Here is a 21,040-nt window from a genome sequence, read left to right as displayed (position 1 = left end):
GAATTTATGACATTTTGGAGGAATATCTAGGTGGTGCAAAAATTAAAATATTTTAAGCTTTTTTTAAGTTGAGATATAAGAATTTTACATAGATTTGTGTTAATTAAAAAAGACTCTAAAAAAGATGAAAAAAATAATTTTAATCGCTATGTTAGCTGTAGTTGGAATTACAGCTTCTAATGCTCAAAGCACTAAAAAAGGTAAAATTGCCAAAGTTGAAGGTGCAGGAATGGCTTTCGAAACAGAAACCATTGATTATGGAACTATTGCTCATAATGCAGATGGAAAACGTGAGTTTGTTTTTGTAAACAATGGAACTAAACCTCTTATCATCACAAACACAACCGGATCTTGCGGTTGTACAGTACCAACAACTCCAAAAGAGCCAATCGCTCCTGGTGCTAAAGGTATTATTGGTGTAAAATATGCTACTGACAGAGTTGGTGCTTTTACAAAAACTGTAACTGTAACTTCTAATGCTGAAGGACAACCAACAAAAGTGCTTACTATTAAAGGTACTGTTTTACCAGATCCGGTAAAAAGCTAATCTGAAAAGTAAAATAGAATAATTCAAAAAGCTTCCTTAACTTTGGAAGCTTTTTTTATGACCTGAATAAACCTATGAGAAAACTTGAAAATAGCGAACTGGACCGTAAATCGATAGAGGATTTTAAAAAATCAGACAAAACTCCTTTAATTTTAGTCTTAGATGATATTCGCAGTCTGCACAATATTGGATCTGTGTTCAGGACCGCTGATGCATTTTTAATTGAAAAAATAATCCTGTGCGGTATTACCGCCACTCCACCCAATAAAGAAATTCACAAAACGGCTCTTGGCGCTACTGAGACTGTGGCCTGGGAACATCACGAAAATGTATTGGAAGTAATCGAAAATCTTAAAAAAGAAAATATCCTGACGCTTGCCATCGAACAAGTTGAAAGTTCTATTTTCCTTCAGGATTTTAAAACGGAGAAAAATCAGAAGTATGCATTGGTTTTTGGCAATGAGGTTTACGGAGTTGCTCAGGAAGCAGTTGCTCTTTGCGACGGCTGTATTGAAATCCCGCAATTAGGCACCAAACACTCTTTAAATATTGCGGTAAGCGCCGGAATTGTGGTTTGGGATTTATTTCAGAAATTAAACTGGCCAAAATAAGCAATGTGGCAATTTGATAATTAGATAATGTGATAATTGCCCCATTATCTAATTTTCTAATTAAAAATCTTCTTCTGGATTTCGTCCAAGATAAAAAGGTAATCTTTATGGTTTTTCACGAAATCGCGATCGGAAACATCAATAATCAGCACGTTTAAATCAGTTTGGGATTTAATATATTCTAAATAGCCATTATTAATTTTATCAAGATAACCCGCCTCAATATTCTGCTCATAGTTGCGTCCGCGTTTTTTGATGTTTTGCAGCAGCCTTTCAGAATTCTGATACAAATAAACATACAAATCAGGTTTTGGCATTTCTTTATAGATAATATCAAACAAGTTTCGATACAATCGATACTCGTCTTCGGCAAGGGTAATTTTAGCAAAAATCAAGGATTTAAAGATATGATAATCGGCTACAATAAAATCTTTAAACAAATCAAATTGTGCCAGATCATCCGATAACTGCTGATAACGGTCTGCCAGAAAAGACATTTCCAACGGAAAAGCATACCTGTTCTGATCTTTGTAAAATTTTGGCAAAAAAGGATTGTCAGCAAAACGTTCTAAAACCATTTTTGCATTAAAATCCTCCGCTATTTTTTGCACCAAAGTGGTTTTCCCTGCCCCGATATTTCCTTCGAAAGCAATGTAGTTGAAGTTCTCCAATGCAATTTCGCGTATCGGATTTTTCAATTCCTGAACTACTTCACAAACACTATCGTCAGGCGAGATTGCAATTAATTCTGTAATGGATTTTTGAAAAACAGGATGTTCCCAGTCTAAACCTAAATCCTGCATAGGAAGCAGCACAAACTTTCTGTTTTGCATTAACGGATGTGGAATCTGCAATTTTTCGGACTCGATAGTTTCATCATCGTAAGTAATCAGATCAATGTCGATAATTCGGGACTGATACCCTTGTTGCTCAGATCTGATTCGGCCTAATTTTTTTTCTACTTTTAGAACCTGACTTAATACTTTTTGCGCCGATAAATAGGTATGCAAAACCAATGCGCAATTATAAAAAGCATCACTTTCAAACCCCCAGGCAGGAGTTTCATACAGTTTTGAAACCCTGATTACAGTCCCCACTTCTTTATGTATCAAATCGATACACGTTTCGATGTTTGTTAACCTGTTTCCCTGATTGCTGCCTATTGATAAAACGATTTGATGCTGTGACTTCATAATTAATGCAAATTAACTAAAACTATTTTAGAATTAACTACATTATTTGATTCAAGACTTAGAAGTTTCCAACTATTTCAAACTCTTTCTTGTTCTCTTTGTTTTCTGAAACCCTCTTCAAAAATGCACTTAAATTGCTTGTTAAAGGTAGTTGGTTCTGGCTTTTCCAAAATTGTTCTGAGTAAGGAAATTTCACTTTAAAAATATCCTTATCCATCGACAAATTCGACTTTGCTTTTTCAGCAATAAAACTATTGGTTACAAAAAAATTGGTACTGTAATCATAAAAAGCTTTTATATTTTTTTCACTTACAAGTAATTCTACCCTAACATCCGATTTTGCGTTATTCAAATAATATTTATTGGTGCTGGCACTCTTCTTATAATTTGAAGTGGTTTTAAAACTCGTGGTTCGATATTCTACTTTGTCCTTTTTTTGAAATGGTACTTTTTCTCCATTATCATAAAGATCAAAATAGGTTTCTACAATAGCATAGTCATTCTTATTAATTATAAAATAGCCACTGGTTTTTTGTTCAATTGTATTTTCTGACTTTTTGATAAAACTAATTTTAAAAAAATCACCTGCTACATTTTTTTCCTTAGTAAGTTCGAAATCTTCCGTTTTGATAGAGATCATAGCATTTATATCAAATAATTTTTCGAAACTCTGAAATTCGAAATACACAAAATCAGCCTTATCTTTTATCCCAACTTTCCTCATATTCAAAATCTCAACTTCACATTTATTGTCAGGTTGTGTTTTGGTTTTAAAGATGCTTTTTCTCGATACTTTACCATAAATATCCTGTAATCTTTCTAATTCATCATTTCGTTTCAAGACACATCGCAAGAAGAAGTTTTCATTGTAAGGTTCGAATATGTAATTCTCTTTCATTTTGGCATATACTTTTTTCATTATAGCCATTTCTTCTCCCACTACTACTTCATCAAGTTCAATGGTTTTACTTTGCAAAAAGATCGTATCCTGTTTGTTTATTTCGGCAAAGCTGAGTTTCAGATTTTCATATCCAATCAAACTAAAATTCAATTCATCCTGATCGGAAATAAAAGAAAAAACACCTTCCTCATTCGTTAGTGAATTGTCCTTTTGATTGTAAATATTTACTTTTTCCAGAGGAAGCTTTGTCAATTTATCGACTACCACTTTTTTAGTTTGGATTTTTTGAGCCCCGGCATAAAAGCCAAAGAGAAAAAAACTCCACAGAATTACTTTATCTTTCATATTTAAGTATTTGGTTTCCTCAAATATAAATTATTCCGGACTCAAACTATATTTATCTTACAAAATATCTTATCTTTAGTTTAATGCACTAAAAATGCAGAGGCTACAACCATTTCATCCGATCTGATATTCGAATTAATTTGTTTTTAGATTACTTTTGTAACAAACCAACCTTTTTAGATACTTATTAAAAAAATATACTTATGAAGTTTTTAGGAAATGTAATTGCCACTGTTATTGGTATTTTTGTATTTATTATCCTCTTCTTTTTTGGGGTCATTCTTATTGGAGCAATTTTTGGAGGAGACGATGCAGTTTCTGTGAAAAGTGATTCTGTTATTGAATTAAATTTAAAACAAATTCAAAACGATTATGCCGGAAAATACAAAGACCCGTGGGTAACTGTTTTTTCAGATAAAAAAGGCATCGGCTTAACAGATGTAATCAATGCTATTGAAGCGGCGAAAACCGATGATAACATTAAAGGAATCTCTATTTTAAATGATGAGTCATCTTTAGGTCTGGCACAATACAAAGATTTGAGAAATGCACTTGAAAGTTTCAAAAAATCAGGAAAGTTTGTATGGGCATATGCCAATACGTACTCGCAAAAAGAATATTATCTGAATTCTGTAGCCAATACTATTTATTTGAATCCTGCCGGAGATTTAGATTTCAAAGGTCTTTCGTCTGAGGTGATGTTCTTCAAAGATTTTCAGGAAAAATCGGGCATTCACATGGAAGTGATTCGTCACGGAAAATACAAAAGTGCTGTTGAACCTTTTCTGGAAAATAAAATGAGTGATGCCAACAGAGAACAGGTTACTGCTCTTTTAAACTCCATCTGGACTACGGTTACGACTGATATTTCAAAAAGCAGAAATATTCCGCTACCGAAACTAAATGAAATCGCCAATGGATTACTGGCCAGAACTCCGGAAATGGCAAAAGCACAAAATCTGATAGATGTTATTGCCTATGAAGATGTGTACCATAACGCGATCAAAAAAGCGCTAAAAGTAACGGGTGATGACGATTACAATAAAATTTCGATTTTAGATTATACTCAAAACAACATTACAACTGCCCTGACCAATACTGCAACTGACCAAATTGCTATTATTTATGCACAGGGTGAAATACAAGGCGGCGAAGGAGATGTTACCGTAATTGGTGAAGGTTCTATGCGACGTTCTTTACAGGAGGCACGTAAAAATGAAGACGTAAAAGCAATCGTACTAAGAATAGACAGTCCGGGAGGAAGTGCTTTGACTTCTGACCTGATCTGGAGAGAAATCGAGATAACCAAAAAAGTAAAACCGGTTGTGGTTTCTATGGGAAATTATGCCGCATCGGGCGGTTACTACATTGCCTGCAACGCCAACAAAATTTTTGCAGAAAGCAATACGATTACAGGTTCTATAGGTGTTTTTGGAGTATTGCCTAACTTCACTCCTTTAGCCCATAAATTAGGAATCAACACAGAGCAGGTAAAAACACATGAAAACTCTGCAAATTACAGTCCGTTTGTACCTGTTGACGAAAAATTTAAAGCCTTTACTTTAGAAGGAGTTGAGCATATTTACAAAACCTTTGTAACACATGTTGCGGAAGGCCGAAAAATGACTTTTGCTCAGGTGGATTCGATCGCACAAGGAAGAGTCTGGTCAGGAAGCGAAGCTTTAAAAATTGGATTAGTAGATCAGATTGGAGGTTTGAATGACGCTATTGCTGAAGCTGCAAAAATTGCAAAAATCAAAACGTACAGCACACAAAACTATCCTGAATACCAGAAAACATTCAATGACCTTCTTTCCAATCTGCCATTTGCGCAATCAAAAGAAGCATTTATCAAGGAAGAAATTGGCGAAGAAAATTATATGCTTATTGAGCAGGTTAAAAGACTTCAAAAACAAAAAGGAGTTCAGGCCATGCTTCCATTTGGAATAAACATTAAATAGTTTCCTTTTAAAAATGAAGAATTTATTTGTCCTCGCTGCTATTCTGTTGCTGAGTTTTGTGAATGCTCAGAATAAAACTGAAGTTGCTTTTACAGAAACTCCTATTGTTTTAAAAATTAACATCGATCAGCTTTTTGGTACGTTGACCACTCCGAATTTAGAAAAAAGATACCCGGTAGCTTTACTCATTTCAGGTTCGGGGCCTACGGATCGTAACGGCAATAATCCGATGATGAAAAACAATTCTCTGAAAATGCTGGCGGAAGCACTGGCAAAAAACGGAATTGCATCATTACGATACGACAAGAGAGGAATTGCAGAAAGTAAACCGGCTGCTATCTCCGAACAAACTCTTGTATTTGAGAATTACACCGAAGATGCCAAAAGCTGGATCAATCTGTTAAAACAAGACAGACGCTTCTCTGAAGTAGTTGTAATTGGTCACAGCGAAGGTTCTCTGATTGGAATGATTGCCGGAGCCAAAGCCAATAAGTTTATCTCAATTGCAGGTGCAGGAGAATCTGCCGACCAATTGATCAAATCGCAAATTGCTTCTAAATCAAACAAACAAGTAGAGGAATTAACCTTCCCGATTATTGATAGTCTGAAAAGCGGATTCACGGTAAAGAAAGTAGACCCAATGCTTAATGCTCTTTTCAGACCAAGCATTCAGCCGTATTTAATTTCCTGGTTCAAATACAATCCGCAAAACGAAATCAAAAAACTAAATGTTCCTATTTTGATCGTTCAGGGAAATCAGGATTTACAAGTGACCGTAAAAGATGCTGAACTCTTATCGAAGGCCAATAAAAATGCCGAACTCCTGATCGTTGATAAAATGAATCACGTCATGAAAATCATCGACGGAGATCATCAGGCCAATCTGGAAAGTTATAAAAATGAGAATCTGCCCCTCTCAGAAATCATGGTCAATAAGATTATTTCTTTCATTAAAAAATAATCGGCAATCATAAAAACTCTAAAAATCCGTTTGAACTTATATTCAGGCGGATTTTTATTTGGAACAAACAGAAGTATATTCTTAGGTTTAACAAAAACTTTATTTATGAACTCCATCAAAAAAAACTATTTTTGCAACAATCAGTTAGCAATTTAACCCCTCAAATTTATTTATATGGTAAAGAAAATTTTAAAAATAACAGCTATAGTTCTTGTAGTCCTTGTAGCGGCCTTATTTGCCATTCCGTATTTCTTTAAAGATCAAATAAAAGCTAAAATCTCAGAAGCGATCAACAAAAGTGTTGATGCGAAGGTAAGTTTTACAGATGCCGATCTAAGTTTGTTTAAAAACTTTCCAAATGCCACTGTGGGAATCGAAAAACTGGTGATCATCAATAAAGCCCCATTTGAAGGAGATACTTTGGTTTCATTAGGCGAGCTGAATTTAAAAATGAGCATTAAGGAACTTTTCAAGGGAAAAGAAGAACCTTTAAACATACAGGGAATCAGCTCTACCAATGGTCTGGTGAATATTATTTTCAACAAAGACGGTGTTGGTAATTTTGACATTGCCCTAAAAGATAAAGAAAAGGACGTGAAAGACGACAAAAGCAAACCGCTTTCACTGAAAATTCAAAATTATAAAATCGAAAATTTCACTTTCAGATACATCGATCAGGGATCTAAAATAAAAATGGTCATTGACAGTTTGAACCATGAAGGAACAGGCGATTTTACCAATTCAAAATTAGATTTAACAACAAAGTCAGTTGCTAATGTTTCTTTGGATATGGATAAGATCAATTACATGAAAAATGTAAAACTGACTTTAGACGCTGTATTGGGAATTGACCTTGAAAAAAGCAAATATACCTTTAAGGAGAATAAAGCTTTAATCAATCAATTGCCTTTGGAATTTGACGGGTTTATTCAGATGGTGGATGCCGGACAAATTTATGATCTGAAGTTTAAGACTCCCACTTCATCCTTTACGAATTTCTTAGGACTGATTCCTTCTGCTTATGCTTCAAGTCTGGACGGTGTAAAAACTACCGGAGATTTTACTGTAGCCGGTTTTGCTAAAGGTGAATTAACCGAGACTACTGTTCCTAAGTTTAATGTAGCAATTGCTTCCAACAATGCTTCGTTTCAATATCCAAACCTTCCAAAATCGGTTCAGAATATTGTGATTGACACGAAAATCATCAACGAAACGGGAATCCTGAACGATACTTATGTTAATTTGGATAAACTTTCCTTCCGAATCGATCAGGATGTTTTTAACGCCAAAGCTAATATCAAAAACATCACGCAAAACCCTATCGTGAACGCGGCCTTGAAAGGAACCATCAATCTGGCGAATCTTTCTAAAGCTTATCCAATTAAAATGGACAAACCTCTTGCCGGTATTTTAAAAGCTGATGTGACTACACAATTTGATATGGCTTCTGTTGAAAAAAGTCAATACCAAAATATTAAAAATGCCGGAACCATGAGTCTGTCCGGATTTAAATATACGGACGAAAACAATAAATCAATGAACATCAGTACGGGATTGGTCGAGTTCAATCCGAGTACCATCAACCTGAAAAAATTTGACGCCACAACCGGAAAAAGTGATTTAAGCATTAACGGAGTACTCGAAAATTTCTATGGTTTCATGTTCAAAAAACAAGAACTAAGAGGAAACTTCAATATGAGTTCAAATCAGCTGGCAGTGAATGATTTTATGACTTCAGGAACTCCTGCTACAGAAAAGGCAGCTGCAAAACCTACTGAAGCGATGAAGATTCCAGCCTTTTTAAATTGTACTTTAAATGCTAAAGCTACAACGGTTTTATACGACAATCTGAAACTAAAAGACGTTTCGGGTCGATTAATCGTTAAGGACGAAAAAGCTACCTTAGAAAACTTTAAAACTTCTATTTTTGGAGGAACAATTGGTCTTAACGGAGCTGTTTCTACCAAAACAAAAGTGCCAACTTTTGACATGAATTTAGGTTTCAATCAGGTGGATATTGCGCAGACTTTTACGCAATTAGACATGATGAAAAAAATTGCTCCTTTGGCAGGAATCATCAACGGAAAATTAAATTCGACTATAAAATTAAACGGAAACTTAGACGATAAGGAATTGACTCCGGATCTAAAATCAATCTCAGGAGATCTTTTGGGACAGCTACTTTCAACTACTGTAAATTCTAAAAATTCAACCGTTATCAATGCCTTAACTTCTAACCTGAAATTTATTGATCCTAATAAAATAAACCTGAATGATATTAAAGCGGCTCTAACATTTGATAACGGAAAAGTGAGCGTAAAACCATTTGACATCAAATATCAGGACATTAAAATTACAATTGGCGGAACTCATGGTTTCGATCAAACGATGAACTATAATTTAAAATTAGATGTTCCGGCAAAATACTTAGGAAATGAAGCCAATGCCTTCCTTGCTAAAATGTCTCCTGCAGATGCTGCAAAGCTGCAAAACATCCCAATAAATGCTATGCTTACGGGTAATTTCTCGCATCCAAAAGTATCAACGGATATGAAAAGTGCTGTGACCAGTCTGGCTACGCAGGTTGCGAATCAGCAAAGAGACAAACTGACTCAAAAAGGAACTTCAGCTCTTAATGATTTTATCAATAAAAACACTAAAGCTAAAGATACCACTAAAGCTGCCGCTACCGAAAAAGAGCAAAAAACTCAAGAGGTTACTAAAAAAGCCAGTGACTTAATCAATGGCTTGTTTAAGAAGAAAAACTAAATAAAAAAAGGCATCTACGGATGCCTTTTTTTTGTTTCTTATAATTTTAAATTGCTTGTCCTATAGTATTAAGTTTTCCATTGTTCAGGATGGAGTTTATGATTTTTACATAATCCTTTTTAGTCTGCAAATTAATATCTATTCCGATACTGCAATTGTCGTAAGGTTCATATTTTTTAAGGTTTGAGACCGAGAAAAGCCCAATCGTTGGAGTCTGAACCGCACTGGCTAAATGCATGATTCCGCTATCAGCTCCAATAAACAAATCAGTATTGGCAATTACCGACCCTATTTCGCGAATATCTTTACTGTAAAATGTAGGTGCCTGAAATGCAATTTGCGAAACATTTTCTACAGGCAGGATCTCGATAATATTATAGTCTTTATATTCCTCTTTAAGTTGCCTGTAAAAGTTCTCCCACCACTCTTCCGACAAGCATTTTGCTCCTGTCGCATACGTAAAAATACAGATGGTTCTTTTAGAATCAGGCACTAAGTCATTCAAAATTTTCTTTCCGTTAGCAATTTCGGCAGAAGATAGTTTAAGGTCAATCGGGGCTATTATTTTGTTGCTTTTTGCTAATCCAAGTTTCGTTAAATAATTTCGGAAGTTATAAACGGGATATTTCGCAATATGATCGTAGTCTTTTTTTACAAGTTGAGATTCATCATTTAAATCTCCGTAAAATTTATATTTAGCATTAGAGAATTGGACTGCTAAACGTCCTGAAGAAGAGTTTTGATCTACGTTGATCGCAACATCGTATTTTTGTGTTTTTATTGAAATCCAGACATTCAGATATTCCAATAAGCTTTTGAACGGTTTTTTAGGCAAACCAATAACCTTATTGATGTTTTGATAATTTCCAAAAATGACCAGAGCTAAAGCTCCCTTAACAAACAAATCGACTTTACAATTTGGAAACATATCGTTGACTTCCTGAACAAGCGGCGTAATCAATAATAAGTTTCCGAGTCTGGCATTTGGCCTGCAGATCAGGACCCGCCTAATTTCTGTTTTATCCACTAAAACAATATGCTGCTCTGACCTTGGCTTTCCGATGTTCTTAGTGAGACGGTGCATTACGCTGCGCCTGACCACATTTATTCGTTTTAAAACACTCATCTTTATAATCCATTTATTAATTAAATATTTGTCCTTGGAAATTCAAAAAAAAACTTTCATTTCGCTTTTTGCTAAACTAGGTTCTCTTTAGATTTAAAATTAAAATCTTCTAATAAATAATTATTATAAAATTGTAATCAAATGTTTCAACATTCAAATTACAATTTTACTAAAACAGTATTATAAATATACTAAAACACTAACAAACAATTCCTTATATAGTGTTTTTCTTTCTTTAAATGTTAAACGGCAATACTAACCACATAACCTTCCGAACCTCTGACATTAAAAACAGTTCCGTTCTCAAAGATTAAATATTGTCCTTTGATTCCGGTTAATTTCCCCTGAAAAGTTGGGGTTTTATCCAGATTCAGACTGGTTACTTTAGTCGGATAATTTAAAACGGGATACTGCAATTCATACAGATCATTTTTTTGGGTATAAAAATATTCCTGTACTTCTGCCGGAATCAAACTTTCTACTTTTGCCTTTTCAGCCAGCAGGTCGAAACTTTCACCTGTATTTTGAAGCATCTTTCTCCAGTTTGTTTTATCAGTATAATGGTCTTTTAATGCCACCTCAGTAATTCCGGCTAAATATCGGTTTGGAACCTCAACAATCGCAATAGCCTGCGTGGCTCCCTGATCGATCCAGCGTGTTGGAACTTGAGTTTTACGCGTTACCCCAACTTTTACCTCACTTGCCAAAGCCAGATATACCACATGAGGCTGAAGCTGTACTTTCTGTTCGTACTCCAAATCACGGTCTGCAATTCCTAAGTGCGCAGTACTGAGTTCCGGTCGCATAATCCAATCTCCAACAGCAGGGCTTGAGTAAAAACACTCATAACAAAATCCCTGACGGTAGATCTTTTTCTTCTTGTGGCAATTCAGACATTCAAACCCGACGAAATTAATCTCAATTTCTTTGTTCAGTAATTGATTCATGTTTAAAAAACTGTCTTCAAATACCAAATAATACTGAATTGGAGCCCCCATTTCAGTTTGCATTTTTGTAAGTACGCCTTGATATGTCATTAGAATTTAGATTGCTGATTGTAGATTTTAGATTTGTCGGTCTGAATTCTGAATTTTAAGAGTTAAAATTCAGCCGAACCGGAATGTTTAATAAAAATAGCATGTTATTTTTTACAAAAAAACACTATTTTTGATACAACGGCAAAGTTACTATTTGTCTTTCGATATTCAAATTTTAAGGTTCCTGATTTTACGCGAATTGTAAAATCTAAAATCTACAATCAGCAATCTAAAATATAAATTTCACCCATGCCCTTATCAATAATCAACTCTTTCGCTTCGTGGGTCCTAAAACAAAGGATACATCAAATAGAACTTTTTCTAAAATATCCGAATGAAGTTCAGGAAGAACTGTTGCACAATTTGCTGACCGCTTCAGAAAATACTATTATAGGGAAACAGTATGATTTTGAATCGATTAATTCGTATCAGACTTTTGCTGAAAGAGTACCGATTGCTACTTATGAGGAGCTTCAGCCATTGATTGAACGTACGCGTCAGGGGGAACAGAATGTATTTTGGGAAACACCAATAAAATGGTTTGCTAAATCGAGCGGAACTACGAATGCCAAAAGTAAATTTATTCCTGTGAGTAATGAAGCTCTCGAGGATTGTCATTATAAAGGAAGTAAAGATTTGCTTTGTTTGTACCTCAACAACAATGAGGATTCAGAATTGTTCCTGGGCAAAAGTCTTCGTCTGGGCGGAAGTTCTCAGATCTACGAGAACAACAATACGTTCTTTGGAGATTTATCCGCTATTCTGATTGAAAACATGCCAATCTGGGCCGAGTTTAGCAGTACTCCGAGCAGTAAAACTTCGCTGATGAGCGAATGGGAATCTAAAATTGCTGCCATTATAAATGAAACAAAAAACGAAAATGTAACCAGTTTTGCGGGCGTACCGTCATGGATGCTGGTTTTAATGAATAAAGTTTTAGAAAATACAGGAAAAGAAAGTCTCTTAGATCTCTGGCCTAATCTGGAAGTTTATTTCCATGGAGGTGTAAGCTTCTCTCCTTATAAAGAGCAATACAAAAATATTTTACCAAGCAAAGATTTCAGGTACTACGAAATATACAATGCTTCTGAAGGCTTTTTTGCCATTCAGGATTTAAACAATTCGAGTGATTTATTGCTGATGCTGGATTATGGCATTTTCTATGAATTCATATCGATGGATACGTTTGGAACTCCAAATCAAAAAGTAATTCGTCTGGCTGATGTTGAACTAAATAAGAACTATGCAATTGTCATTACGACGAATTCCGGTTTATGGCGTTATTTGATTGGGGATACGGTTCGTTTTACTTCTCTAAATCCATACAGAATCAGAGTAACAGGCAGAACGAAACATCATATTAATGTTTTCGGCGAAGAATTAATGGTCGAAAATACCGATCAGGCCATTGCCAAAGCCTGTCAACTGACTCACACCGAAGTGATCGATTACACCGTTGCGCCTATTTTTATGCAGGACAAGGAAAAAGGAGCCCACGAATGGATGATCGAATTCAAGAAAAAACCTGCCGATGTGGGGCTTTTCCAAAAAGTGCTGGATGAAACACTACAAACTTTAAATTCGGATTACGAAGCCAAACGTCATAACAATATGACTTTAAATCCGCTAGTGATTAACGTGGCACGTGAGAACCTGTTTTACGACTGGCTAAAAGAGCGGGACAAATTAGGAGGACAACATAAAATTCCAAGACTTTCGAATCAGAGGGATTATTTGGAACAGCTGAAAGAGATGTAAAAATGCCTACCATAAATTTTCACGAACAAATTATGACAGAAGTAGATTTATTGCAAAAGAGAGGAATTAACTCTCGAAAATTTATATTGAAGGATAACAAAATAATTGTAGATGTAAAGTCACTTCGGAAAAATGATAAATACGAAGTAAAACTAGATCAATTGGGATTTGATATACACTATAGATCAGATAATACTATTCCTGGAAAACTTTTTTTTTGCGTTTGCATTACTCTTATAATTGCTTTGACAATTTTATATATTTTCACTACTCAAGTTAATCAAGGAACCTTAATATTCAATTATATAATCTGGGGGACAATAGCTTCAATAGCATATTTTAAACAACATCAAGACGACATATATTTAACCGGAGGACAAACAACTCTTGTTTTCTACCGGGATATACCTCAGGAGAAAAATGTTTTAGAGTTTATTGAAAAGATTAAAACAAATACAAGAATTTATCTTAAGGAAAAATATACAAATTTTGATAATATCTTTTCAGAACATGATTTTTATAATCGGATTAATTGGTTAAAAGACATGGAAATCATTAACTCTTCTGAATATGCGGAGTATAAATCAAATTTTGAAATAAATAGACTATTGTAATTAAAAAGCTAATAGAATTACCCAATCTCGATTGACACAAGCTTTAGATAGTGGTACAAAATATATCTAAACTTGGCTTTAGCCAAATTCTACTTTGCTAAACATATTTGGCTAAAGTCTCAACTTGTTTCAATCTTTATTTCTCCAACTAAAGCAGGAGGCTAGTCAAAACAAAACGACTTATAAAAGAAGAACCTCAATCAAAAACCGCGTTAATTCGAATGAAATCAATAGAAAAAATCCAGAATTTACTTCCAATAGGTTATCTGTTTCTTGTCGTGCTGGGAATTTTAAAAGAATGCGTTTTCTTTTTCCAATTGAAAATAAACATTCTGAAATATTCAACCATTATGGATATTCTTGTCAGCCCCATTGCTGATCTAACAGCGAATCCAATTATCATTTTAAGTCTAATTGTTTTTGCTGTTTTTATCATACTTTTTATCAGCTTATGCTACAAGCATCGCAACAAAAGCTGGGCAAAAAAATAATCGGCACCAAACCGGATGGCAATAAATTCTCAGACATAGAGATCAAGAGCAAGCTGAAACATTTTTTTTTAATTTCGATTGGAATTGGACTGTTAAGTTTTTTCCTTGGTTTAGGAATTGGTGAAGGGTACAAAATCGCAGAAAAAATTAAGTCGAATAAACTGCAATACGAACAAAAACTCACCTTTAACACAGGAGAAACAGAAACCATTTTTTTGATCGATGTTAATAGTGCTTACTATTTTTATCTTACTCCAAAAAACAATGCCATCAAAGTTGCCCCTCTGGGAGCCATTAAGAATATTGAATTAACGTGCTTAGAATCTACAAAATGAAAAATGCCATTCTGATTCTACTTTTTATTTTTATTTCTTGTACCAATACAAAAGAGCAGCATCAAAAAATAATCGTTATTCAACCTTTAGGAGATTTCAATATTGAACAGGCAAAAAGTGTCTTCAATAAAATCAAAACGATTAACCCTAATGTTGTTTTAAGAGCCAATATTCCCTTCCCGAAAAATGCATTTTACCAAGCCCGAAACAGGTATCGTGCCGACACTATAATTAAAACCATCAAAGAGAATGTGGGCAAAGATTCTGTAATTGTGGGCTTATCCAACAGCGACATTAGCGTTACCAAAGGTAAAAACAAGGATTGGGGCGTTATGGGACTGGGGTATCATCCGGGAAAATCCTGCGTCGTTTCTGATTTTAGGCTCAGCAAAAGAAATAAAGAAGTACAATTTTACAAAGTTGTTTTGCACGAATTAGGTCATACCGAAGGTCTGCCTCATTGTCCTGTAAAAACATGTTTAATGAGAGATGCTGAAGGAAAAAATCATTTAGATGAAGAAACCAATTTTTGCTTAAAATGTAAAAAGTATTTAATAGGAAAGGGGTGGAAACTAAACCATCCTGCGACCTAAAATCTCAAAATACGCTATTCAATTAACCCAAAACCAACATAAAATGAGCAACAAAAAATTTAGTGAAATGACTACTGAAGAGTTACGTAAAAGCGAAAAAGTATCAAAATCAGCCGCGTATGCATTTGCCGTAATTTTTCTTTTATTAATTATCGCTAACATCTACCTTGTATTTTTAAAAGGATTTAGCGCTGTTCAAATTGTTCCTATTGCCTTGCTACCGCTACTTCTTTTAATTTTTAAGACTTCAAAAGACATTAAAACTGAATTGAAATCCAGAGAGAAATAAGAAACTGTAATTCCAATGCAACCCATGAGGGATAGAAGAGAAAATCCTTTTGTGTCCGCCGCGACGGACACAAAAGGATTTTCTCTTCTTCAGTTCGCTTTGCTCGTGCGCAACGGAGCTCAATCCGCTTTTTCAGCGGAGCATGCCCATAGCTTCGACTTCGCTCAGCCTGACCAAAATGATCAAAATCAAAGTTCCTTTCGGCATTAAAAGGGCTTCGACTTCGCTCACGACAATAGATTTACATCATATCGATATACCTGTCATGGTAGCCTAATAAATACAAAACTCCGTCAAGACCCAAACTTGAAATTGACGTTGCTGCATTTTCTTTTACTTTTGGTTTGGCATGAAAAGCGATTCCCAAACCTGCTAAATTGATCATTGGCAAATCATTGGCACCATCTCCAACCGCAATGGTCTGGTTGATGTGAATTCCTTCTTTGTCGGCGATTGCTTTAAGGTATTCGGCCTTCTTTTGACCGTCTACAATATCGCCTATATATTTTCCGGTAAGTTTACCGTCTTTTATCTCTAATTTATTGGCATGAACATAATCGATGCCCAATTCTTTTTGAAGATACTCACCAAAATAGGTAAATCCTCCGGACAAAATTGCGGTTTTGTATCCATAATATTTCAGGGCTTTCATTAAGCGGTGCGCTCCTTTTGTAATTGGTAAATTGAGGGCTACATTCTGCAAAACATCTTCGCTCAATCCTTCGAGCAATGCCATACGCTGTTTGAAACTTTCGTTGAAGTCAATCTCGCCATTCATTGCTGATTCTGTGATAGCTCTAACCTGATCTCCCACTCCGTTCAGCTCAGCCAGTTCGTCGATTACTTCGGTCTGAATTAAAGTCGAATCCATATCGAAGCAAACTAAACGCCTGTTTCGTCTGTAAATATTGTCTTCCTGAAAGGAAATATCCACATTTAAAGTTCTGGAAATTTCCATAAAACTTGCTGTCATGTCAATCTTATTTACGATCTCTCCGGTCACGGACAATTGTATGCAGGAACGAGGATATTCTTCCAGATCTACAATAGAAGTTCTTCCTGTTAATCTTATGATAGAATCAATGTTCAGATTTTGGGCCGACATTATTTTGGTTACGGCAGCCAATTGAGAAGCAGCCAGTTTTTCGCCCAAAATATTGATAATATAACGTTGTTTGGATTGTGATTTCACCCACTTTTCGTAATCCTCGATAGAAATTGGAATAAATTTTACTTTAATTTCTAATTCATAAGCTTTGAACAATAAATCTTTTAAAACGGGGCCGGAAGAGGAACCTGCCTGAATTTCAAATAAAATTCCCAGAGAAAGTGTATCATGAATATCAGCCTGACCAATATCTAAAATATTTGCATCATAAGTTGCCAATACAGCGGTTAAACCTGCTGTTACTCCTATTTTATCATGTCCTGAAACTTTTAATAAAATAATCTCTTTATCTTCTGTTGCCATTTTATGTTTATTGATTTTACGAAGCGACAAAAATCGGCAATCTAATGTTGATAAAAAAGGATATTGCTTGTTTTTTAAAAACAAAAAACACCTAATACTGTGCTTTTTGGAGTAATTTAACAATAATGTTCAGGGATTGGAATAACCTAACTTTTTCGATCTCTGAATTGTTTTTTTATCACAGATTTCAAGGATTAAAATGGTGAATCCCTGAAATCTTTTGTATAGTGATAAAATATAAGAAGTTGTTTTTAACCTGCCTGGTTTTCATCAAAGTTAACCATCCAGCTTACATCAAACTTATCTTTGAACATTCCAAAATAAGCTCCCCAAAAGGTTTTTGCCATCGGCATATAAACAGTCCCTCCTGCCGAAAGTCCGTTAAAAATACGATCTCCTTCTGCTGCACTGTCCACATTTATGGAAATGGAGAAATTACCTCCAAAGGTTACATCTCCGGATTGCTCACTGCTGTCGCTTCCCATCAGGATGGTGTTTCCAATTGGCAATGAGACGTGCATGATTCGGTTAGCATCTTTTTCAGATACCGGAGCACCACATCCTTCCTCGCCTTCCGGCATTTCATTAAATCTTCCGATATACGGAAATTCTCCTCCAAAAACGGATTGATAAAACAGAAATGCTTCTTCGCAATTTCCGTTAAAAATTAAATAAGGGTTTACTGCTGTTGCCATGATATTTGTTTTTTTGTTTGTTGTTTGTTTTTTATTTTTCTGAGAGTTCTTTAGCGGTCTCCAGTCCCTTTGGAAATGCTTCCTTAAAATAATCGATGTATTTTTCGACTACATCTACCTGAGCTACCAAATCAGTAAATTCGTCATCGGCTGTCAATCGATACGTTTCCATAGCACCTGTCCATTTTTTGGTTTCTTCGTCAAGAGGCAATTCTTTAAAGTCTTTAATTTCGCCTATATGTTTAAAAGCCATATACTCATTTGGAATTTTCGTTTCAATGACACTGTTCATTCCTTCTCCATTTGGAGACAAGAAATGTATTTTATCGCCCTGATTCCATTTACTTATGGCATATGAACCTTCGCAAAAAGATCCTGTCCACTTCTTATACGTTTCCTCGTCCCATAAAACTGCCCAAACTTTTTCTATCGGGGCTTTAATTCTAATTTTAAATTCTAATGTTTCCATACTCATGATAGTTTACTAAAATCCATAAATAAAACATTCCATCGATGACCGTCTAAATCTGCAAAACCGCAGCCGTACATCCATCCTTGGCTTTCTGACGGTGGAGCAAAAACAGTTCCTCCGGCTTGTTTAACTTTCCTTGCCAGTTCATCTACTTCAGCAGTACTTTCAGCATCAATCGAGATCAGAACTTCTGTACTTGTTTTAGTATCTGTTAGTTGATTATGAGAAAAACTGGTAAACAATTTTTCTTCAAAAAGCATTACTACAAATTTTCCTTCTCCAATCACCATACAAGTTGACTTTGGTGTGTCGTGTTCTTCATTAAAAGAGAATCCTATTTCCGAAAAAAAAGCCTTTGATTTTGCCACCTCTTTTACTGGCAAATTCAGCCAAATTTGTTTTGTCATTGTAACTCTTTTTAAAATTAAATTCTATCTCTGTGGTGTCAATCAGTGCCTTTGTCACTTTGCTTCTTTGAACCTTTGAGCCTAAAAAAACTAATTACTTTCGGTATAACTTTTAAAATTATCCATGATGGCTTGCCAGCCTCCACGCTGCATTTCTTCAGAGTTTTCTGTTTCGGGATCAAATTTTTCAATTACCTCAACTCCGCTCGGTGTTTCTTTAAAAGTAATTTCAACTTTTCTTCCATCTTCTAAAATGTATTCAATCGCTTTATTCTGCTCTACTACAGTGTACTCTCCTCCAAAATCGAAACTCATACTGCCGTCTTTTGCTGCCATAGTTGATGTAAATTTCCCTCCAACTCTCAGATCATTTTCAGCATGAGGTGTATGCCAATCCGGAGAAGCAAAATTCCATTTTGTAATGTGTTCCGGTGCTGTCCAAAATTCCCAAACTTTGTCTACTGATGCATTAATCGTGTTTTGTACTGTTATCATTTTGTTTCTTTTTTTTAAATTATATTTTTAAAATTGGTTCTTGTTTCGTTTTTTATTTAGTTATTCTCAACATACTCTTTAAAACAGTCAATCACAGCCTGACACCATTGCTGCTGCATGTTTTCAGGGTTTTCTGTTTCAGGTTGAAATACTTCTGTGAGAATTACTTTTTCATCACTTTCTTTAAAATGAACACTTCCGGTTCTGTTATCGGATAGTTTATACTCTATTAATACAAAAGTTTCTACCCGGATATAAACTCCTTCAAAATCAAAAGTGGCAGTTCCGTCTTTCGCAGCCATCGTATATTTGAATTTACCTCCAGCCTTCAAATCATTTTCGGCATGAGGGGTGTACCAGTCCGGAGAACCAAAACTCCATCTTACAATATGTTCCGGCGCTGTCCAAAATTTCCAGACTTTGTTTACAGCTGCGTTAATCGTGTTTTGTACGGTTATCATTGTTTATTTATTAAAATCAAAGATCTTTCTTTATAAAATTACAAATTATTTAAAGCAAATTTAGTTTTTTAGCATTAGCTTTAAGTTACATTAAAAGTCATTTTTAGGGTCATTTAAGACAAAATACTTACTTTTGTAACCTCTCATTTTTCCAAAAACCAATGCAATCATGACTAAGAAAGTAGGATTAATTGTTCCGCACGACTATAAATTACTAAGTATAGCGGCCATTTTAGAAGTTTTTGAAACTGCCAACAAACTTGCTAAAGAAGACGAAAAGCCTTTTGAGATTATGGTATTTCAATTGACAGAACAGATCAAAGAAGCAAATTTGTTTGGCTATAAAGTAAATCCGATTGAAGGTTCTGCAACTATCCTTGAACTTATTCTAATTCCGGCTTTTACTACGGATAATATGAGCGAAATGATCACAAAAAACAAAAACTTTATTCCATGGCTCAAAAAGCACCATCAGTCCGGTGCCGAGTTGGCCAGTTTTTGTACGGGTGCCTTTTTGTTTGCCGCATCCGGTTTGCTTAACGAAAAGTTGGCCACAACTCATGTCGATGCCTGCAGTGCTTTTACCAAAGCGTTCCCACTCGTAAAATTGAAGCCCGAAGAAACTTTAACGGCCGACGGTAGTTTGTATACCAGCGGAGGCTCTACCTCAACATTTCACCTGTTGATTCTTTTGGTTCAGAAATATTGTGGAAATGAGATTGCAGTTCAGATTGCAAAGATTTTTTCGATCGACCTAAACCGATACAAGCAGAGTTATTTCAGTACTTTTAGACCCAACCATTTGCACAATGATGCTTTAGTTGCCATGCTGCAGCAAAAAATAGAAAGTCAGTACCATACGATCGAAAAACTGGAAGAAATCACCAAAGACATTCCTACCAGCACCCGAAATATGACGCGACGCTTCAAACAGGTTACCGGCATCCCGCCTATTGAATACCTGCAAAATATAAGAGTCGAAAGTTCAAAGAAATATCTAGAACAAACGCAACTTTCGATTTCTGAAATTATTGAAAAAACCGGCTATAATGACCCTAAAGCCTTTAGGAAAGTTTTTTATAAAATGGTAGGCATGAAACCTATTGAGTATCGGGAGAAGTTTAGGGTGCAGTAATGATTGTTTTCTACTGTATTATAACTTTACTGCTAATCTTTTTAGCCAGTAAATCAGTTATCATTAATGGTAAATACAATTATTTCAAATTTGTTTTCGAAAGTTTTCCTGGCATATAATTATCCCAATCATAAACCTGATTCTTAAATGAAGAATCAATTCTTGCTGTAGGCTGATACAGTTCCAACCAAAATTTTTCTTTGTCAACAACAATAAATTTCTCCATTTTTTCCTTTTCTTTCTTTTTCATTAAAAGCCAATGAGTGACCAACATCGGAAGCCCCAAAACAATTAGAACAATGGCAAATTTTTTAATATCCTTCACACAAATCCATTTTTGCAAATGTAGGAAAAAAATTATAATAAATAAATT

22 protein-coding genes are annotated in these 21,040 nt (G+C 35.1%); 11 read left to right on the top strand and 11 right to left on the bottom strand.

What is annotated here, in order from left to right; translation table 11 throughout:
* Positions 1-124: 124 nt before the first annotated feature.
* Together LNQ34_RS12055 and LNQ34_RS12050 are read left to right on the top strand one after the other, a co-directional pair.
* Positions 125-547 carry a DUF1573 domain-containing protein gene (locus LNQ34_RS12055; RefSeq protein WP_202701227.1) on the top strand — a complete coding sequence of 141 codons (423 nt, stop codon included), beginning with the start codon at positions 125-127 and terminating at the stop codon, positions 545-547.
* Between the two features lie 74 nt (positions 548-621).
* Positions 622-1,158: an RNA methyltransferase gene (locus tag LNQ34_RS12050; protein WP_229999898.1), complete on the top strand. Its 537-nt coding sequence runs from the start codon at positions 622-624 to the stop codon at positions 1,156-1,158.
* Positions 1,159-1,214: 56 nt separating this feature from the next.
* Here LNQ34_RS12050 and folK read toward each other — a convergent pair whose 3' ends face one another.
* Both folK and LNQ34_RS12040 read right to left on the bottom strand, forming a co-directional pair.
* Entirely contained in the window at positions 1,215-2,351 is a 1,137-nt protein-coding gene (gene folK / locus LNQ34_RS12045) for a 2-amino-4-hydroxy-6-hydroxymethyldihydropteridine diphosphokinase (RefSeq protein WP_202701224.1), read from the bottom strand.
* Positions 2,352-2,409: 58 nt separating this feature from the next.
* The gene (locus LNQ34_RS12040) at positions 2,410-3,597 is read right to left on the bottom strand and encodes a carboxypeptidase-like regulatory domain-containing protein (RefSeq protein WP_202701223.1); all 1,188 of its coding nucleotides are present in this window, start codon (positions 3,595-3,597) and stop codon (positions 2,410-2,412) included.
* A 203-nt stretch (positions 3,598-3,800) separates the two neighbouring features.
* On the opposite strand from LNQ34_RS12040, the gene sppA reads away from it, so the two are divergent.
* From sppA to LNQ34_RS12025, 3 genes are all read left to right on the top strand, one after another.
* The gene (gene sppA / locus LNQ34_RS12035) at positions 3,801-5,558 is read left to right on the top strand and encodes a signal peptide peptidase SppA (RefSeq protein WP_202701222.1); all 1,758 of its coding nucleotides are present in this window, start codon (positions 3,801-3,803) and stop codon (positions 5,556-5,558) included.
* A gap of 13 nt (positions 5,559-5,571) precedes the next feature.
* Complete coding sequence (locus tag LNQ34_RS12030) at positions 5,572-6,519, top strand: alpha/beta hydrolase (protein WP_202701221.1); 948 nt, start codon at positions 5,572-5,574, stop codon at positions 6,517-6,519.
* A gap of 174 nt (positions 6,520-6,693) precedes the next feature.
* The gene (locus LNQ34_RS12025; RefSeq protein ID WP_229999897.1) at positions 6,694-9,288 is read left to right on the top strand and encodes an AsmA family protein; all 2,595 of its coding nucleotides are present in this window, start codon (positions 6,694-6,696) and stop codon (positions 9,286-9,288) included.
* Between the two features lie 46 nt (positions 9,289-9,334).
* Here the strand turns inward: LNQ34_RS12025 and LNQ34_RS12020 are convergent, their stop codons facing one another.
* Both LNQ34_RS12020 and LNQ34_RS12015 read right to left on the bottom strand, forming a co-directional pair.
* Positions 9,335-10,414, bottom strand: coding sequence for a glycosyltransferase family 9 protein (locus LNQ34_RS12020; protein ID WP_229999895.1), 1,080 nt, complete (start codon positions 10,412-10,414; stop codon positions 9,335-9,337).
* A 242-nt stretch (positions 10,415-10,656) separates the two neighbouring features.
* Positions 10,657-11,451 (bottom strand): DUF2797 domain-containing protein, encoded by a 795-nt coding sequence (locus LNQ34_RS12015; RefSeq protein ID WP_202701218.1) that lies wholly within the window; start codon positions 11,449-11,451, stop codon positions 10,657-10,659.
* 249 nt (positions 11,452-11,700) lie between these two features.
* Here LNQ34_RS12015 and LNQ34_RS12010 point away from each other — a divergent pair, with 249 nt between their 5' ends.
* From LNQ34_RS12010 to LNQ34_RS11990, 5 genes are all read left to right on the top strand, one after another.
* Complete coding sequence (locus LNQ34_RS12010; protein ID WP_202701217.1) at positions 11,701-13,209, top strand: GH3 auxin-responsive promoter family protein; 1,509 nt, start codon at positions 11,701-11,703, stop codon at positions 13,207-13,209.
* A gap of 2 nt (positions 13,210-13,211) precedes the next feature.
* Positions 13,212-13,823: a hypothetical protein gene (locus LNQ34_RS12005; RefSeq protein ID WP_229999893.1), complete on the top strand. Its 612-nt coding sequence runs from the start codon at positions 13,212-13,214 to the stop codon at positions 13,821-13,823.
* A gap of 451 nt (positions 13,824-14,274) precedes the next feature.
* Positions 14,275-14,649 (top strand): hypothetical protein, encoded by a 375-nt coding sequence (locus LNQ34_RS12000; RefSeq protein ID WP_229999891.1) that lies wholly within the window; start codon positions 14,275-14,277, stop codon positions 14,647-14,649.
* The gene (locus tag LNQ34_RS11995; protein ID WP_229999890.1) at positions 14,646-15,242 is read left to right on the top strand and encodes a Zn-dependent protease; all 597 of its coding nucleotides are present in this window, start codon (positions 14,646-14,648) and stop codon (positions 15,240-15,242) included. Before LNQ34_RS12000 ends, LNQ34_RS11995 begins: the two co-directional genes overlap by 4 nt.
* 43 nt (positions 15,243-15,285) lie before the next feature.
* Positions 15,286-15,531 carry a redox-active disulfide protein 2 gene (locus LNQ34_RS11990; RefSeq protein ID WP_229999888.1) on the top strand — a complete coding sequence of 82 codons (246 nt, stop codon included), beginning with the start codon at positions 15,286-15,288 and terminating at the stop codon, positions 15,529-15,531.
* Positions 15,532-15,772: 241 nt separating this feature from the next.
* Here the strand turns inward: LNQ34_RS11990 and serB are convergent, their stop codons facing one another.
* The 6 genes from serB to LNQ34_RS11960 all read right to left on the bottom strand — a co-directional run bounded on the left by serB (position 15,773) and on the right by LNQ34_RS11960 (position 19,532).
* Entirely contained in the window at positions 15,773-17,002 is a 1,230-nt protein-coding gene (gene serB / locus LNQ34_RS11985) for a phosphoserine phosphatase SerB (RefSeq protein ID WP_202701209.1), read from the bottom strand.
* Between the two features lie 251 nt (positions 17,003-17,253).
* Positions 17,254-17,697, bottom strand: coding sequence for a VOC family protein (locus tag LNQ34_RS11980; protein WP_202701207.1), 444 nt, complete (start codon positions 17,695-17,697; stop codon positions 17,254-17,256).
* Positions 17,698-17,728: 31 nt separating this feature from the next.
* Entirely contained in the window at positions 17,729-18,166 is a 438-nt protein-coding gene (locus LNQ34_RS11975; RefSeq protein WP_202701205.1) for an SRPBCC domain-containing protein, read from the bottom strand.
* A gap of 2 nt (positions 18,167-18,168) precedes the next feature.
* On the bottom strand, positions 18,169-18,576 hold the full coding sequence (locus LNQ34_RS11970) for a VOC family protein (RefSeq protein ID WP_202701203.1): 408 nt from the start codon (positions 18,574-18,576) through the stop codon (positions 18,169-18,171).
* Between the two features lie 90 nt (positions 18,577-18,666).
* Positions 18,667-19,071: an SRPBCC family protein gene (locus LNQ34_RS11965; protein ID WP_202701201.1), complete on the bottom strand. Its 405-nt coding sequence runs from the start codon at positions 19,069-19,071 to the stop codon at positions 18,667-18,669.
* Between the two features lie 56 nt (positions 19,072-19,127).
* Complete coding sequence (locus LNQ34_RS11960) at positions 19,128-19,532, bottom strand: SRPBCC domain-containing protein (RefSeq protein ID WP_229999886.1); 405 nt, start codon at positions 19,530-19,532, stop codon at positions 19,128-19,130.
* Positions 19,533-19,701: 169 nt separating this feature from the next.
* On the opposite strand from LNQ34_RS11960, the gene LNQ34_RS11955 reads away from it, so the two are divergent.
* Positions 19,702-20,667, top strand: a complete 966-nt coding sequence (locus tag LNQ34_RS11955) for a GlxA family transcriptional regulator (RefSeq protein WP_202701191.1) — start codon at positions 19,702-19,704, stop codon at positions 20,665-20,667.
* Positions 20,668-20,746: 79 nt separating this feature from the next.
* Here the strand turns inward: LNQ34_RS11955 and LNQ34_RS11950 are convergent, their stop codons facing one another.
* Entirely contained in the window at positions 20,747-20,992 is a 246-nt protein-coding gene (locus LNQ34_RS11950; protein WP_229999882.1) for a hypothetical protein, read from the bottom strand.
* Positions 20,993-21,040 lie beyond the last annotated feature (48 nt).

The sequence above is a fragment of the Flavobacterium lipolyticum genome (genome assembly GCF_020905335.1).
Lineage (GTDB): Bacteria > Bacteroidota > Bacteroidia > Flavobacteriales > Flavobacteriaceae > Flavobacterium > Flavobacterium lipolyticum.
Note: the sequence above shows the minus strand (reverse complement) of the source record. Positions and strands in the feature narration are given on the sequence as shown.